The organism is Niallia taxi, from assembly GCF_004005475.1.
GTDB lineage: Bacteria > Bacillota > Bacilli > Bacillales > Cytobacillaceae > Niallia > Niallia taxi.
The window spans coordinates 576,416-593,127 of the sequence record NZ_RZTZ01000001.1 but is presented as its reverse complement, the minus strand read 5'-3'; the positions used below and the strand labels follow the sequence as shown (position 1 = coordinate 593,127).

Genomic DNA, 16,712 nt, shown 5'->3' with positions numbered 1-16,712 from the left:
TAGTAGCTAGTTAAGTATAAATTATTTAAACGACTAGGAAGGTGGAAGGATTTTGCCCGATTTACTTAAAAAAAATAATAGGCTTCGTTTAGCGTTTTTGCTCGGTTCACTTGCCATTTTAGGCCCGCTTACAATCGATATGTATCTGCCATCCTTTCCGACAATTGTAGAGGATTATGGAACAACCGCGTCACTTGTCCAAATTTCCTTGACAACCTGTCTGCTGGGATTAGGAGCAGGTCAGCTTGTAATTGGTCCAATGAGTGATGTGATTGGAAGGAGAAAACCTTTAGTTATATTTTTGATTGTCTACTTAATCGCCTCTGTAATTTGTTCCTTTGCCCCTAATATTTATTTCTTTATTGCTGCACGCTTTATCCAAGGTTTCTCAGCAGCTGGCGGTATTGTTATCTCAAGAGCGATTGTTCGTGATGTCTACAGTGGCAAAGAACTGACAAAATTCTTTGCGTTGTTAATGCTTGTTAATAATCTTGGACCGATATTAGCACCTGTTGCCGGAAGCACCATCCTGCGCTTTGGTAATTGGAATGTTGTATTTCTTGTCCTTGCATGTGTTGGGGTTGTTCTGTCCTTAATCGTGTCTTTAAGGCTTACAGAAACACTTCCTCCTGAAAGGAGGGTGCCAAGCAATATTGGGCAAATCCTGAAAAATTTCGGCTCACTTTTAAAGGATCGCCAGTTTAGAGGATATGCACTCACACAAGGTTTTATTGTTGCAGGTATCTTTGCATATGTTTCTGGCACTCCATTTGTCTATCAAAATATTTACGGTGTATCACCAACAACATTCAGCCTGCTGTTTGGAATGAACGGGATTGCTTTGATGATTGGCTCCCAGTTGGTTGGAAGGTATGCAGATGTTTTATCTGAAAAAACGTTTCTGCAGATAGGCTTATTCATCGCAAATATATCTGGAATAATTTTGTTAATTGCACTCTTGCTTCAAGCACCATTACTGGCAATTGTTATCCCAATTTTCTTTTTTGTATCATCCATCGGCATTATTTCGACGACTTCGTTTTCATTGGCAATGGATACTCAAGGGCATATTGCTGGAAGTGCGTCTGCATTACTTGGCTTACTGCCGTTTATTCTTGGATCTATTTCGGCTCCGCTTGTAGGGATTGCCGGAGAACAAACAGCTATTCCAATGGGAGCAATTATGTTTCTCGCAAGCTTTTTGGCATTGCTTTCTTATTATGGGTTAGTCAGAAGAGGACGCCGTGTTGTTGGTTCACCGCAGTAAATGCTTAACCGCTTCGAAAATTTCGGAGCGGTTTTTATTTGCGTATTTATTCTTTGACAATCGGGAAAAATAGGTTTATATTTGATATATCAATTATTGACATGTCAACTAATTGTTTTGGAAGGAGAGTTCTATGCGTGATAATTGCGTTATCCAGCTCCAGATTTTTTATCAGCTCCAAAAGCTGAACAATAATGTTAATTCGAAATTTGAATCATGTCTAGGCTCAAGCCCTACGAGAATTGAAATTCTGCACCAACTTTATAATGCAGATGAAATCAGTCAAAGTACCCTTCAGAAAGAAATCAATATTGATAATGCAGCGGTTACGCGGCATTTGAAGCAGCTGGAAGCAGCAGGACTTGTTTCACGAAGGAAAAAAGCAGAGGACAACCGTGTTACATTGGTAAGCTTAACAAATAGTGGCAGACAAGAGATTGCTGCATCGCTCCAAGCGAAAAAAAGCTTTATTGAACAAACGTTAAGCGGCTTTAGTGCCAGTGAGCAGGAAATACTGCTGGACATGCTTTCACGCCTTAGTAAAAATGTATCTACAGTAGAAATTTAAAAGGATAAGTCTCTAAAGAGTTTGGTATCATTTTTTGGTGCTCATTTCATTAAGTCTATCTTTTGAGTTTCACTATACTGTAGTAACCATTAAATAATAAAGAAGATTATGAGGAGGAAATAACGATGTTTGTTATTCATGCAAAAATGAAATTACAAGAAGGTAAAGAAGCAGCATTTTTAGAAGAAGTGAGCACACTTGTTAAAGCGTCTCGCGAAGAAGAAGGCAATATTTCTTATCAGCTTGTAAAAAGTGTAGAAGAAGAAAATACTTTTATCATGATTGAAGGCTGGAAAGATCAAGCAGCAATTGAACAACATAATGCAAGCAGTCATTTCCAAGGCTTCGTTTCTAAAGCTGGAGAATATTTGGCAGCACCGCTTGAGGCAGAAGTATTCCAAGCAGAGAAATTAGCACTATAATATAGATGCAAAAGGGCAGAGAAGTTATCTCTGCCCTTTTATTATGTCAGTTTGCCAGTCAAAAATTGAGCCTCTCCGTATCCGAAGCTCCAGTCTTCATCCCCGTTTATTGTAAAGGATACCATTACATCATTAGCGGTAATTCCACAATGTTGTTCAAGCTCGTTTGTTAGGTTTTTGTAGAATGTTTGCTTTTGGTCGGCGGTCCTGTGTCTGCTTGTGATGCTGATAAGCAGGACATTTTCACTTCTAGAGAAGCCAAGTCCAGTGTCTTGGACAATCATTTCATACGGTTTGTGCTGGGAAACAATCTGGTATCTATCTCTTTCTGGTACCTGGAATGCCTCAACCATAACACGATGAGTAACATCCAATATTTTTGTAATTTCTGTTTCGGACCTTCCTTCAAGCATATCAAAGCGTATTAACGGCATATTATCCTCTCCTATTGTTGGTGATTTTGTATACCAACATATTATCATTAATTAACCAAAATGTCACCATAATATCATCTTTTTGATGTAGATATTTCTTCTTATTCTTGTCGGAATCTTTTTGTATATTTTTACCGAAAAAGACTCATCTTATCACCGATAAGGAGGTGATAAGATGAAAAAGATATTGATGGCAATACTATGCTTAGTTGCTATTCCTACAATGGCTTTTGCTGATACATATACAGTTAAAAGCGGGGATTCTATGTGGAAAATAGCTGTTAAATATCAAATTGGACTTCGAGAAATCATTGGGGCGAACCCCCAAATTAAAACTCCAAGCTTGATTTATCCAGGCCAAACCTTGAACATTCCAAATATTGACTCTGTTAAAACGGTGGAGCGTGAAGTAATTCGTCTTTGTAATATTGAGAGGCAAAAAGCGGGTCTTAAGCCTTTAACTGAGAATTGGGAGTTATCAAGGGTTGCGAGAGATAAATCAATGGATATGGCTCAGAAGAATTATTTCAGCCATACTAGTCCAACATATGGATCACCTTTCAATATGATGAAAGCATATGGAATCAGCTATAAATCCGCTGGTGAGAATATTGCAAAAGGGCAAACAACCGCACAGCAGGTTGTTACTTCGTGGATGAATTCAAGCGGACACAGAGCAAATATTTTGAGCAGCTCCTTCACTCAGATTGGTGTCGGTTATTATGCGTCAGGGCATTATTGGACGCAAATGTTTATTTCTAAATAAGTTTTTGAATATTGCCGCGGATAATTAAGCGGCAATATATTCTCCTCATTCATATATTCTCCTTGCTTAATTTGAAGAAAATGAGTCATTCCCCTAAAAGCAAACAGGGTGAAAGAATAGGTCATTATTGTCGCTGCACGTACAATAAATGGAAGATTAAATGCAGGAACGAAGTTTTGGCAAGTTAAATAGTTGTGGCTTGTACCAACAATTTTTCTCTAGACCCATAAGGTCTGCTTTTGGTAAGATACAATGGTGATTTTTTTAGAGGGGAAGTATGGCTTTGTCAACAAGAGAACAGTTAGCGAAAAAAGTAGCTTGGATTAGTGTTATAAGTAACATTTTATTAACAATAGGAAAACTAGTAATAGGCTGGGCAGCAAACAGTGATGCAGTTTTTGCAGATGGAATTCACTCTGCTGCAGATGTATTTGCCTCTGTCATTGTGTTGTTCGTAATTAAAATTGCCAACAAGCCTGCTGACCTTGAGCATCCGTATGGGCATGGAAAAGCAGAGGTTATTGTATCAGGGATTGTCGGTATTGTTCTGTTTGCCGTATCATTATATGTTGTTTACGAAGCGATTATCGGCCTGTTTCATCCGATTACAGCACCTAATATACTTGCAATGTGGATTGCGATTATTTCATATGGCGCTAAAGAATACTTATACAGGTACAGCATGAAGATTGCTAAGGAACAAAAGAGTAAGGCAATCGAAGCAATTGCCTTTGACCACAAGGCCGATATTGTCGCAAGCATTGCCGCAGCGGTTGGGGTTATTCTTTCTATTATTGGGGATAAGTTTGACATAAAGTTTTTGCTGTTTGGTGATAAGGTTGCGAGTATCATTGTGGCATACTTAATTTTCAAAATTTCGAAGGAAATGTTGAAAGAGGCTTTTGATATCTTGCTTGAACGGAATATTGATTCAGCTATTTTGAAGGATTATGAAAGTATCATCGCATCTTTCTCTGAAGTGAAAAGAATAGACAGGCTAAGAGCAAGGGAACACGGACATTATGTTCTTGTCGATTTACGAATTTCCATTGACCATGACAAAACAATCAAGGAAGGTCATGATCTGTCGCGTGAAATAAAGAAGAAGCTGATGAAAAAACATGACAATATTGAAGAAGTGCTTATCCATTTGAATCCATACTATTAATTAGCCTGAGGCCGACCCTTTTTGAAAGAGCGGCTTAAGGCTATTGTGCTATAATAAGGGATATATAAGGATTTTTTAGATGGAGGATTTTTTAGTGGAACGTGGCAGTTTTCAATGGATGAAGTCTGTTAATAAGACGATCATTTTAAACAAAATCAGGTTGTCAGAGCCAATCTCAAGAGCGCAAATTGCTAAGGAAACAAAGCTGACTCCCCCAACTGTCAGCAGCATAGTCAGGGAGTTGATGGCAGAAGGTCTTGTGATAGAAACAATGCTTGGGGAATCGAGCGGCGGCCGTAAACCAACAATGCTTCATATTAACAGCAAGGCTTTTTTTGCGATTGGGGTTGATGCAGGTCCTGAAACAGTCGATTGTGTGATTACGGATTTAACGGGCGAAATTTATTACCGTAATACAGCAGCACTGCAAATGCCTATTACAAATGAAGAGTTTGTCGAAACATTAAAGCAAGCTGTATCCGGTCTGTTTGCTTGTTCCACAATGGACAGAGACCAGGTAATCGGGATTGGCATGGCTATGCATGGTGTTGTGGATGTAGAGGCAGGAGAGGTGCTTGTTGCTCCCAATATCAATTTAAGGAATATTCGTGTGAAAGAGGCCCTTGAGAAGGAATTCGGGTTGGCTATTAAGATTGAAAATGATGCAAGAGCAATGGCATTAGGAGAGTCGTGGTTTGGCGGACACGGCAGTGTCGACAGTATGGTGGCAATTAACATTGGCAGAGGTGTTGGGGCAGGAATCGTATTAAATGGTCTTCTGCATCATGGAGCGCAAGGCATTGCTGGTGAGTTCGGTCATATGACCATTGATTTGCACGGTGCTGTTTGTGAATGTGGTAATCGCGGCTGCCTTCAAACATTAGTAAGTGGAATCGCGATTGCAGAAAGGTCGATGGAGTTTTGCGGGGAGCGGATTACAGGCGAGGAAATTTACGCTTTGGCGCAAACAGGAAGTAAGATGCATGCGGATTTTCTGGCTGAAATTGGCGAAACGATTGGGATTGGTCTAACGAACTTCATTCATTTATTGAATCCAGACAGAATTGTTTTGGGCGGCGGTGTCATGAAAAGTAAACACTATTTGCTGCCTGCCATCAAACGAAAAATTGAAAAGACAGCCTTAACGAAGACAGCGGCGAAAACAGAAGTGATAGCCACGAGCTTAGGGGATGATGCAACCGTCCTTGGAGCTGTTTCCTTATTGCTTGTTGAGCTGTTTGACCAAAGCTAAAAAGCTGAACCAAATTGGTTCAGCTTTATTGTGCTAGTTCAATGTGTCGAGGAAGGCTTGAAAAGATTTTCTTTCTTTAAAAACACCCGCATCCTCAAGTACTCTAACGAACTTTTTACTTAGCTCTTTTCGAACAATTTGTTCTGCTTCTTCTAATGACGATATTGTCCCATATTCTTTTACCATGTTATTTGCCCAGTCTTGATGATATTCATTGACGTTATTCTCTTTGCCGAGTAAAAGCAATGTGATTTCATGAAGCTCTTCCTTAAGTCGTGGCGGAAGAACGGCAAGACCCATTACCTCAATCAACCCAATGTTCTCCTTTTTGATATGATGAACATCTGCATGGGGATGAAAGATGCCAAGAGGATGCTCATCTGTCGTCCGATTATTTCGCAAAACAAGGTCTAGCTCAAAATAACCATCCCGATTTCTCGCAATTGGAGTAATCGTGTTATGTGGAACATCATCTGTATATGCATGAATATTTGCTTGTTTATCTGTATAGCTTCGCCACGTTTTGAGAATAAAGTCTCCTGCATCAACTAGGTCTGCGATGTTTTTTCCTTTTAGCCTTATGACTGACATTGGCCATTTCAAAACAGATGCAGCAATATGCGGAAAGCCTGTTAAGGTAAATGCGAAGCTTTCCTCTGCTCTTGTCATTGCAAACTCATAAGAACCGCCTTGATAATGGTCATGGCTAAGGATGGAGCCACCGACAATTGGTAAATCTGCGTTAGAGCCAATGAAATAATGTGGATACTGTTTTGTAAAAAGCAGCAGCCTTTCAAAGGCATGGCGATCAATTTTCATATCCCTATGTTCGTCTGAAAACACGATGCTATGCTCATTGTAATAAACGTAAGGTGAGTATTGTAAATTCCATGTCTCACCAGCAAGCTCTAATGGAATAATACGGTGGTTCGATCTGGCAGGGTGGCCGATTCGACCTGCATATCCTTCGTTTTCCTTACAAAGGAGGCACTTTGGATATTTGACATCTTGTTTCAGCGCACGTTCCCGCTTAATTTCCTCCGGGTCCTTTTCCGGCTTTGATAAATTAATCGTAATGTCCATAAGTCCATAATCTGTATCCATTTTATAAGAAATATTATTTTTGATTCGATTCAATTGAATATAATTGCTGTTCTTGCTCAGTTCGTAAAAATATTCCGTTGCAGCAACAGGAGATTCTTTATATTTCTTGTAAAAGGTATCTCTAATAACAGAGGGGCGTGCCAAAAAACAGTTCATGATATTGGCAGCCAAAATTTCCTTTATATCTACTAGATTCTCGATGACACCTTGAGTTGTCGCATAGGAAACAATCCAGTCGATTATGTCGGCAATTGTGTGCTGAGATAAATCCTCACTAGCAATCTCCTCTGTATAATCATCAAGCTTTAAGAGCTGTAGCACTTGGTTTCTAGCATATATGGCATCTGCGGACTCCATAAGCTTTGCCTCTTGTGCTTTAAGAACAAGCGTGTCGATATAAGCAAATATCATATGTTCACTTCCTTTAAATACCCGTCCGGATGGGACAAATGCCAGCTCCAAGCATCACTTACAATTTGCTCAATCGATGTGCGTGTAGGATTCCAGCCTAACACTTGTCTCGCCTTAAGCGAGCTTGCAATCAAAGTGCTTGGATCACCGGCGCGGCGCGGACCAATAACAGCAGGGATTTCTCGTCCTGTTATTTTCCGTGCTGCAGCAATGAGCTCTTTAACCGAAAAGCCTTGGCTGCTGCCTAGATTAAAAATATCACTGCTTCCGTTCGCTTTTAAATAGTTTAAGGCTAATAAATGGGCATCAATGAGATCTTCCACATGAATATAATCTCTGATGCATGTGCCGTCAGGTGTATTATAGTCATCACCATATATCATGACTGAAGGGCGTTTGTTTAATGCAGCCTGTAGGATAATTGGGATAAGATGTGTCTCAGGGTCATGGTCTTCTCCGATTTCCCCAGTACTTCTTGCACCTGCCACATTGAAATAACGAAGAGAAACGTATTTTATACCATACGCTTTATCGGCCCATTCCATCATTTTCTCCATCGCCCGCTTTGTTTCTCCGTAAGGATTAGCAGGATTAGTCGGCATATCCTCCGTAATCGGCACAGTATTTGGCTCTCCATAGGTTGCAGCTGTTGAGGAAAATACAATGTTTTTTACATTAAATTCAACCATTGTCTGCAGGAGCAATTGCGTTCCGTGCACATTATTATCATAATATTTAAGGGGATTTTCCATTGACTCCCCAACAAGTGAGTTTGCGGCAAAGTGAATAACAGCATTGATTTCTTCCTTTGCAAACACTGTGCGAAGAAAATCTATATCGCGTATATCCCCCTCGTAAAAGATTGCATTAGGATGTAATGCTTGCTTGTTGCCAGTCTCCAAGTTATCAATAACAACTACTTTTTCTCCAAGATCATGGAGCTGATGGACAGCATGTGAACCGACATATCCTGCCCCGCCAACAACTAAAATGCTCATAAATTAACCCACCTTTTTAAATTTCTTTTGCTCCATCACCGATAGCTGCTGTGTAAAAGGAAGCCTCATAGCCAATTTTTTCTTTATAAATGTCATTAATATTCTTTTTAAAGTCCTCATGTTTATCCTTTTCAACAATGGCAATCGCACAACCGCCAAACCCAGCACCAGTCATACGTGCACCGATTACTCCAGCTTGACCCCAGGCGGCCTCTACAATTGTATCCAGCTCTATACCAGTTACTTCGTAATCGTCTTTAAGGCTTGTGTGTGATTGGTTCATAAGCTCACCGAATCTAGTTAAATTACCGTTATTTAATTCAGAGAGCGCTTCCAATGTTCGCGCATTTTCATAAACAGCGTGTTTCGCTCTTTTTTGGTTAATAGGATCTTTAATAAGATGCTGTGCCTTCTCGAAAACTTCTGGTGTTAATTCACCCAAACTTTCAATCTTAAGCTCTGATTGCAAATCACGCAATGCGGCTTCACATTGCGAGCGGCGTTCATTATATTTCGAACCGGCAAGGGTGCGCTGCTTATTTGTATTTATAATCATAATTACATGGTTTGCTAACTGAATTGGTGCATATTTATATTCTAATGTTTGGCAGTTTAGTAGAATGGCAGAATCCTTTTTGCCCATTCCGATTGCAAACTGGTCCATGATTCCGCTGTTAACACCGATGTATTCATTTTCAACCTGTTGGCCAAGCTTAATCATCGGTATCCTTTCAATGGAAAGGTCGAAAAGCCCTTGAAGAAGGACGCCTGTTACAAGCTCGATAGAAGCGGAGGAGGATAGTCCAGCACCATTAGGAATATTCCCATAAAATAAGATATCTGCACCTGAATCGATTGGAAAGCCGGCCTTTTGTAAATGAAGAATCATTCCTTTCGGATAATTCGCCCAATCATCGGACCTTTTGTATTCTAATGCAGCTAAATCACATTCAATGATACCGCTCTCAGAAAAGTTCGCAGAATAAAAACGAAACTTAGAATCATTGCGTTTTATTGCTAATGCATATGTTCCATACGAAATAGAAGCAGGGAAGACATGGCCGCCATTATAGTCAGTATGTTCACCAATCAGGTTAATTCTGCCTGGTGCAAAAAACGTCCGTGGCTTCTTATCTGTATGAAAAATTGACTGAAATGTTTCGAGTAAAGGAAAATTTGTATTCATAATAGCCTCCTGTTTTAGACTGTATTTTAACTTTGTTAATTAATTTAATTAAGTCTATGTTCAGATTACTACTAATCTTCTAGGGACGCAATAAAAATCCTTTTAAATTTAAAAATTAGCGTGTTTTTAAAAAAGAGTTTACATAAGAATCAATATTTAATATAATTTAGTAAAAAATAAGTAAAAAAATTTACTGATACTAAAAAGATATTATTTATTTCATTACATCAAAGAAAAATGGTCAATGATAATGGCATGGAGGTAAAAGATGGCTACCATTAAAGATATTGCAGAGGAATCGGGATTTTCCGTTTCGACCGTTTCGCGCGTTTTAAATAACGATAAAAACTTATCTGTACCGGATGAAACGAGAGAGAAAATTTATGAAGTGGCAGAAAAGCTTAATTACCGAAAAAAGACTGTAAGGCCACTTGTGAAAAATATTGCTTTTTTATATTGGCTGACAGATACAGAAGAGCTGGAGGATATTTATTTCAAGGATATGAGGCTTGAAATTGAAAAGTCAGCAAAAAAAGCAAACGTGGAAATGTCTACATATAAAATATCAGAAGGAATCGAAAATATTCCAGATACAATAGAAGGATTTATTGCAGTCGGCTCTTTTTCTGATGCCGAATTAGCGTACCTAAGAGGGATTACAGCGAATGGAGTGTTTATTGATACGACTCCTGATTCTGATCACTATGACTCCGTTCGTCCTGATTTGGCACAAATAACAAAAAAAACAATCGATTTTCTAATGGAAAAGGGCCATAAAGAAATCGGTTTAATAAGCGGAACTTATCATAATCCAAATACAGATGAGGACGAAATGGATATAAGAGAAAAAATGTTCCGTGAAATCATGCAGGAAAGAGGATTGCTTAATGAAAAGTACATTTTTTGCCAAAGAGGATTTTCGGTGGAAAATGGTTATACACTAATGTCAAGAGCAATCCAAAAGCTAGGAGACGACATGCCGACAGCCTTCTTCACAGCAGCTGATCCAATCGCTGTTGGGAGTCTCCAGGCATTAAATGAACATGGAATTTCTATTCCAAGCAGGGTGAGTGTTATCAGTATAAATAATATCAGTATTGCAAAGTACATATCGCCTCCATTAACAACCTTTCATATTGATATGAAGGAGATATGTAAAAACGCCATTGCCTTATTATTAGAAAGAGTTCTTGATAAAAGAAAAATTGTAAAAACATTATATCTCGGCTCAGAGCTTATCGTTAGGAGAAGTACAAATTAACAAAAAACCGACACTTAAAAGAAGTGTCGGTTTTTTGTGCAGAAAAATAGTTTCGTAAAATTATTTACTTAATAAAGTAAATTAATTGTTTACATATTTTGTTGTCGGTGCTATATTGATTTTAGTGAAACGCTTTCACCAATAAACTTACAAATAGGATAACTATTGGAAAGGATGTCCCATATATGAAAAAGTTCCAAAAGTATTTCAGCCTAATAGGCGGTATTGCCTTAACTTTATCACTAGCAGCCTGCGGACCTGACGAAAGCGGAGGCTCAAGCGGCCAGAAAGCTTCCTCGAATAAAGACTATGATCTATTAGTCTGGGAAGATATTGAAAAATCAGCAGGTATTAAAGACATTGTAGCAAAGTTTGAGGAAGAAAATGATGTCACCGTAAAAATTGTCGAAAAACCATATGCAAAACAAATTGAGGATTTGCGGTTAGATGGACCAGCAGGAACGGGACCAGATGTTTTAACAATGGCAGGTGACCAAATTGGAACAGCTGTTACAGAGGGATTGATTAAAGAGCTTGCTGTTGACGATAGCACTCAATCTATTTATACAGAAGCAGCACTACAGTCACAGCTGGTTGATGGAAAAGTATACGGCTTGCCAAAAGCAGTTGAAACAACAGTCCTTTATTATAATAAAGATTTGATTTCTGAGGATAAACTGCCAAAAACATTAGATGAATGGTATGAATATTCGAAGCAAAATACATCTGGAGATAAATACGGCTTCCTTGCTTTATTTGACCAGATTTATTACGCACAAAGTGTAATGAGCGGCTATGGCGGCTATATTTTCGGTAAAGATGGAAGCGGTGCCTATAATCCGGAAGATATTGGTTTGAATAGTGCAGGTGCATTGGAAGGCGCGGAATACATCCAAAAGTTTTATAAAGAAGGATTATTCCCAGCAGGAATTATCGGCGAACAAGGAATTAACGTACTAGAATCCCTGTTTACAGAAGGGAAGGCAGCAGCGATTATTTCCGGTCCTTGGAATGTGGAGCCATTCAAAAAAGCAGGAATTAACTATGGTGTTGTTAAATTGCCTGAGCTTTCAAACGGTAAAAACATGAGTGCATTTATTGGAGTGAAAAGCTATAACGTTAGTACTTATTCACAAAATGCAGAACTTGCAGAAAAGCTTGCCGTATATTTGACGAATGAAGAAAATTCAAAAACAAGATTTGAACTGACACAAGAAGTGCCAGCTGTACAGGCGTTGGCAGATGATCCAGCTGTAAAAGAAAGTGAAGTAGCTAAAGCAGTTGCAGAGCAATCTCAATTTTCTGAGCTTACACCGAATATCCCGGAAATGAATGAAGTTTGGACACCGGTAGATGCTGCCCTGCAAACGATCGCAACAGGCAAGGCAGAGCCTAAAGATGCACTAGAACAGGCAGTTGAGACAGTTAAAGGACAGATTGAAGCGAAGCATAGCGGAAACTAAACAAAAGGCTAGTGCCAAACATTCCATGTTTGGCACTGCATAATTCCGGCTCACTACATAAAGTCGGATACTCAAGGGGTGAAAAAAGTGCAACATCGCAATAAAGCTCTTATTCTATCAATTATTCCCGGAGTGGGACAGTTTTATAACAAACAATGGGTTAAGGGACTTTTGTTACTTTTAATAGGCATTATGTTCTTTTTAGTATTTGGAGATTTGCTCAATATGGGTTTTTGGGGAATATTCACATTAGGAACAGAGGTGCCTCGTGATAATTCCATTTTCCTTTTGGCAGAAGGGATCATTGCCATCATCGTAACTTGTTTTGGATTGGCAATTTATTACTTCAATCTAAAGGATGCCTACAAAAATGGAAAATTACGTGATGAAAACATGGAATTAAGCTCCTTAAAAGACCAGTATCATAATTTGATTGCACAAGGTTATCCATATCTTGTGAGTGGTCCTTCCTTGTTCATCTTAATTTTCGCCGTCATTTTCCCCATTTTATTCAGTTTTGCCTTAGCATTTACGAACTATGATCTATACCACTCCCCACCAGCACATTTAACTGATTGGGTTGGTTTAAAAACATTTGCTGAAATTTTTACAGTCGATATATGGCGTTCTACATTTTTTGATGTCCTTGCATGGACAGTCGTGTGGACACTTGTAGCGTCAACTGTACAAGTCAGTATTGGCATTGGACTGGCGGTTCTTGTTAACCAAAAGGAAATTCGCTTTAAGAAGTTTTTCCGTACAATCCTTGTATTACCTTGGGCAGTGCCTGGATTTGTAACGATTCTAATTTTTGCCGGGCTTTTTAATGACAGCTTTGGTGCGATCAACAACGATATATTAGCAGCATTGGGAATCGGGCCTGTTCCATGGATGACAGATGCTGGCTGGTCAAAGCTCGCATTGATTCTGATGCAAGGCTGGCTTGGTTTTCCTTATATATTCCTTGTAACAACAGGGGTGCTTCAGTCTATTCCTGACGATTTATATGAAGCAGCTACCATTGATGGTGCAAGTATTTTTGCTAAATTTAAGCATATTACCATGCCGATGATATTGATTGCGATGGCTCCAATTATCATTACACAGTTTACGTTCAACTTTAATAACTTCAACATTATCTATCTATTTAATGGTGGAGGTCCTGCAGTGCCAGGTTCCACAGCAGGGGGAACGGATATTCTAGTGTCATGGATTTATAAGCTGACAATGCAATCAAGTCAATATTCTTTGGCTGCAGCATTGACCATACTGCTGTCTGTATTTGTTATTGCGATCGCACTATGGCAGTTTAGACGCACAAATTCGTTTAAAGAAGGAGCATAAGAGATGAAGACAAATATGAAGCAAAAAAAAATCCTACGGCTCCTTGTCTCCTATTGCATCTTGGCTTTTATGACAATTATTATCATATATCCATTGCTTTGGACAGTCGGAGCAAGCTTTAATCCAGGCAACAGCCTTATCAGTACGTCCATTATTCCGAGCAATCCGACGTTGGATCATTATAAAGAGCTGTTCGCAGGCAAAGAGAGTTTACAATATGCTAATTGGTATATGAACTCGCTGAAAATCAGCATATTTACGATGATTGGAACGGTCATCAGCGTGTCATTCACAGCATATGCGTTTTCTCGTTTCCGTTTTAAAGGCAGAAAAAATGCACTTACTGTATTTTTGCTGCTGCAAATGATTCCACAGTTCTCCGCATTGATTGCATTGTTTGTTTTGGCACAGCTGCTTGGACTTATGAACAGCCATTGGCTCTTGATTCTGTTGTATATTGGCGGACAAATCCCAATGAATACGTATTTAATGAAGGGGTATATGGATTCCATACCGATGGACCTTGATGAAAGTGCCAAAATTGATGGTGCAAGCAATACAAGGATCTTTTGGCAGATTCTCATGCCGTTATCAAGACCAATGATTGCTGTTGTAGCAATGAACGGATTTACCGGACCGTTAGGAGATTTCGTTTTGTCATCAACCATTCTGCGGACACCAGAATCCTACACATTGCCGATTGGTCTGTACAATCTTGTTAATGAAGTAATGGGTGCAAGCTATACTACATTTGCTGCCGGAGCGATTTTAATAAGTATCCCGATTGCCATTATCTTCATTTTGCTGCAAAAGAACTTTGTATCAGGTCTGACTGCAGGTGGAACAAAAGGTTAACTAAAAATAAGGAAACAAAAAGGAGACTTTTATGGCAAACAAAGAGAAGTCATTTGTTACAAATGCTAAATTCATGCTGCATGGCGGCGATTATAACCCTGATCAGTGGCTGGACCGTCCAGACATTTTGGCTGAAGACATTAAGTTAATGCAGTTAGCGCACACAAACACATTCTCACTCGGTATATTTGCATGGAGCGCGCTGGAGCCAGAGGAAGGCATTTACAAGTTTGATTGGCTCGATGAAGTTATTGAACGAATCCATGGCATTGGCGGTAAGGTGATATTGGCAACGCCAAGTGGTGCAAGACCTGCATGGATGTCCCATAAGTATCCTGAGGTGCTGCGTGTTGATGGCCAAAGAAGGAAGCAGCTTCACGGCGGACGCCATAACCATTGCTTCTCATCTAGTGTGTACAGAGAAAAAACACAGCAAATCAACAGATTACTTGCAAAAAGATATGGTAGTCATCCTGCACTGCTTATGTGGCATATTTCCAATGAATATGGCGGAGAATGCCATTGTGATACATGTCAGGAAGCTTTTCGCAACTGGCTGAAGAGGAAGTATGACAATAACCTAAAGGCTGTCAATGATGCTTGGTGGGGACCGTTTTGGAGCCACACTTACACAGACTGGTCCCAAATTGAATCTCCTTCTTCGATTGGAGAGAATGCAGTTCACGGCTTAAACTTGGATTGGCGCAGGTTTGTGACAGACCAGACGATTGACTTTTTTGAGAATGAAATTGTTCCAATTAAGGAAATTTCACCAGACATTCCGATAACGACAAACTTGATGGCAGATACATTTGATTTAATTCCATTCCAAAGCCTTGATTACAGCAAGTTTGCACGTCACGTTGATGTCATCAGCTGGGATGCCTATCCTGCATGGCATAACGACTGGGAAACAACTGCAGATTTAGCGGTGAAGGTAGGGTTTATCAATGATTTATTCCGCAGCTTGAAGGAGCAGCCGTTTTTGCTGATGGAGTCAACTCCAAGTGCTGTTAACTGGCATAAAGTCAATAAAGCGAAACGTCCTGGCATGCATTTGCTTTCTTCCATGCAAATGGTTGCACATGGTTCTGACAGCGTTCTATACTTCCAGTGGCGTAAATCGCGCGGCTCATCAGAGAAGTTCCATGGCGCTGTTGTTGATCATGATAACAGTCAAGATAATAGGGTGTTCCAGGAAGTTGCCAAAGTCGGTAAAACACTAGAAAAGCTGACTGATATTGTCGGTACCAACCGCAAGGCTGATACAGCCATCCTGTATGATTGGGAAAATAACTGGGCGTTGAATGATGCGCAAGGCTACGGGTTAGACACGAAGCAATATCCGCAAACATTGCAGCAGCATTATCGCACATTCTGGGAGCAGGATGTTCCAGTTGATGTGATTACAAAAGAAAATGATTTCTCTAAATATCGTTTGCTGGTTGTGCCGATGCTCTATTTAGCAAGTGAAGAGACAATTGCCCGCTTAAAGGAATATGTGGCAAATGGCGGTACATTAATCATGACCTATATAAGCGGAATCGTGAATGAGCATGATTTAACCTATATGAAAGGCTGGCATAAGGACCTGCAAGAGGTGTTCGGTTTGAATCCAGTTGAGACAGATACCCTTTATCCGAAAGATGCTAATATTGTCCATTACGATGGGAAGGATTATGTACTGAAGGATTATGCGACAGTATTGAATATTGCCTCAGCTAATGTGGAGGGTGTTTACAAAGAAGATTTTTATGCCGAGACAGCAGCAGTAACAAGCAATGCTTATGAAAGTGGAAAAGCATATTATATCGGCGGCCGATTAGACGATGAGTTCCATCGTGCCTTTTACGGCAAGCTTATCGAAGAGCTGTCGTTAAAGCCAGATTATGCTATAACACATGGCAGTGGAGTATCTGTTCAAGCGAGACAAGAGGAAGGCAAAGAATATCTCTTTATAATGAACTTTACTGAAGAAACGCAGCCACTTGTTCTTGGCAGTGAAGTGAAGGATGTCATTACAGGCGAACAGCTTCATGGCAGCATAAAGCTAGATAAGTATGAAGTGAGAATAGTAGAGAAAGTAAAAGGCTAATGGTTAGCAAGAGAATGCGAGCACAGCAAGGAGTATCATGCATCATTTTAAAAAATGACTGTATTAAGCACTGCGCTGTAGCTCGGATTCTCTTTTTTTTTGTGAAATTTTACTTATT

Annotated in this window: 15 protein-coding genes; 11 read left to right on the top strand and 4 right to left on the bottom strand. The window is 39.6% G+C overall.

The window, feature by feature from the left end; all coding sequences use genetic code 11:
- The first annotated feature begins 52 nt into the window (after positions 1-52).
- From EM808_RS02895 to EM808_RS02885, 3 genes are all read left to right on the top strand, one after another.
- Positions 53-1,267 carry a Bcr/CflA family multidrug efflux MFS transporter gene (locus tag EM808_RS02895; RefSeq protein ID WP_285849586.1) on the top strand — a complete coding sequence of 405 codons (1,215 nt, stop codon included), beginning with the start codon at positions 53-55 and terminating at the stop codon, positions 1,265-1,267.
- Positions 1,268-1,400: 133 nt separating this feature from the next.
- Positions 1,401-1,835 carry a MarR family winged helix-turn-helix transcriptional regulator gene (locus tag EM808_RS02890; protein ID WP_127735551.1) on the top strand — a complete coding sequence of 145 codons (435 nt, stop codon included), beginning with the start codon at positions 1,401-1,403 and terminating at the stop codon, positions 1,833-1,835.
- Between the two features lie 125 nt (positions 1,836-1,960).
- The gene (locus EM808_RS02885) at positions 1,961-2,257 is read left to right on the top strand and encodes a putative quinol monooxygenase (protein WP_127735548.1); all 297 of its coding nucleotides are present in this window, start codon (positions 1,961-1,963) and stop codon (positions 2,255-2,257) included.
- 41 nt (positions 2,258-2,298) lie between these two features.
- On the opposite strand, the gene EM808_RS02880 is transcribed toward EM808_RS02885, so the two are convergent.
- Positions 2,299-2,691: a tautomerase family protein gene (locus tag EM808_RS02880; protein WP_127735545.1), complete on the bottom strand. Its 393-nt coding sequence runs from the start codon at positions 2,689-2,691 to the stop codon at positions 2,299-2,301.
- Positions 2,692-2,866: 175 nt separating this feature from the next.
- On the opposite strand from EM808_RS02880, the gene safA reads away from it, so the two are divergent.
- The 3 genes from safA (at position 2,867) to EM808_RS02865 (ending at position 5,877) form a co-directional block, all read left to right on the top strand.
- Positions 2,867-3,457: a SafA/ExsA family spore coat assembly protein gene (gene safA / locus EM808_RS02875; RefSeq protein WP_127735542.1), complete on the top strand. Its 591-nt coding sequence runs from the start codon at positions 2,867-2,869 to the stop codon at positions 3,455-3,457.
- 277 nt (positions 3,458-3,734) lie between these two features.
- A complete protein-coding gene (locus tag EM808_RS02870; protein ID WP_127735539.1) occupies positions 3,735-4,625 on the top strand; it encodes a cation diffusion facilitator family transporter in 891 nt (296 codons plus the stop codon).
- A 94-nt stretch (positions 4,626-4,719) separates the two neighbouring features.
- Positions 4,720-5,877: an ROK family transcriptional regulator gene (locus EM808_RS02865; protein ID WP_127735536.1), complete on the top strand. Its 1,158-nt coding sequence runs from the start codon at positions 4,720-4,722 to the stop codon at positions 5,875-5,877.
- Positions 5,878-5,910: 33 nt separating this feature from the next.
- Here the strand turns inward: EM808_RS02865 and galT are convergent, their stop codons facing one another.
- The 3 genes from galT to EM808_RS02850 are packed head-to-tail and all read right to left on the bottom strand — an operon-like array spanning position 5,911 to position 9,576.
- Positions 5,911-7,392 (bottom strand): UDP-glucose--hexose-1-phosphate uridylyltransferase, encoded by a 1,482-nt coding sequence (gene galT, locus EM808_RS02860; protein WP_127735533.1) that lies wholly within the window; start codon positions 7,390-7,392, stop codon positions 5,911-5,913.
- Positions 7,389-8,390: a UDP-glucose 4-epimerase GalE gene (galE, locus tag EM808_RS02855; protein ID WP_127735530.1), complete on the bottom strand. Its 1,002-nt coding sequence runs from the start codon at positions 8,388-8,390 to the stop codon at positions 7,389-7,391. The genes galT and galE overlap by 4 nt, the downstream gene beginning before the upstream one ends.
- 16 nt (positions 8,391-8,406) lie before the next feature.
- The gene (locus tag EM808_RS02850) at positions 8,407-9,576 is read right to left on the bottom strand and encodes a galactokinase (RefSeq protein ID WP_127735527.1); all 1,170 of its coding nucleotides are present in this window, start codon (positions 9,574-9,576) and stop codon (positions 8,407-8,409) included.
- Between the two features lie 268 nt (positions 9,577-9,844).
- Between EM808_RS02850 and EM808_RS02845 the strand changes: the two genes are divergently transcribed.
- The 5 genes from EM808_RS02845 to EM808_RS02825 all read left to right on the top strand — a co-directional run bounded on the left by EM808_RS02845 (position 9,845) and on the right by EM808_RS02825 (position 16,594).
- Entirely contained in the window at positions 9,845-10,837 is a 993-nt protein-coding gene (locus EM808_RS02845; RefSeq protein WP_127735524.1) for a LacI family DNA-binding transcriptional regulator, read from the top strand.
- 185 nt (positions 10,838-11,022) lie between these two features.
- The gene (locus EM808_RS02840) at positions 11,023-12,300 is read left to right on the top strand and encodes a sugar ABC transporter substrate-binding protein (RefSeq protein ID WP_127735521.1); all 1,278 of its coding nucleotides are present in this window, start codon (positions 11,023-11,025) and stop codon (positions 12,298-12,300) included.
- An 87-nt stretch (positions 12,301-12,387) separates the two neighbouring features.
- Positions 12,388-13,644 carry a carbohydrate ABC transporter permease gene (locus tag EM808_RS02835; protein ID WP_127735518.1) on the top strand — a complete coding sequence of 419 codons (1,257 nt, stop codon included), beginning with the start codon at positions 12,388-12,390 and terminating at the stop codon, positions 13,642-13,644.
- A gap of 3 nt (positions 13,645-13,647) precedes the next feature.
- The gene (locus EM808_RS02830; RefSeq protein WP_127735515.1) at positions 13,648-14,499 is read left to right on the top strand and encodes a sugar ABC transporter permease; all 852 of its coding nucleotides are present in this window, start codon (positions 13,648-13,650) and stop codon (positions 14,497-14,499) included.
- Positions 14,500-14,530: 31 nt separating this feature from the next.
- Entirely contained in the window at positions 14,531-16,594 is a 2,064-nt protein-coding gene (locus EM808_RS02825) for a beta-galactosidase (protein ID WP_127735512.1), read from the top strand.
- Positions 16,595-16,712 lie beyond the last annotated feature (118 nt).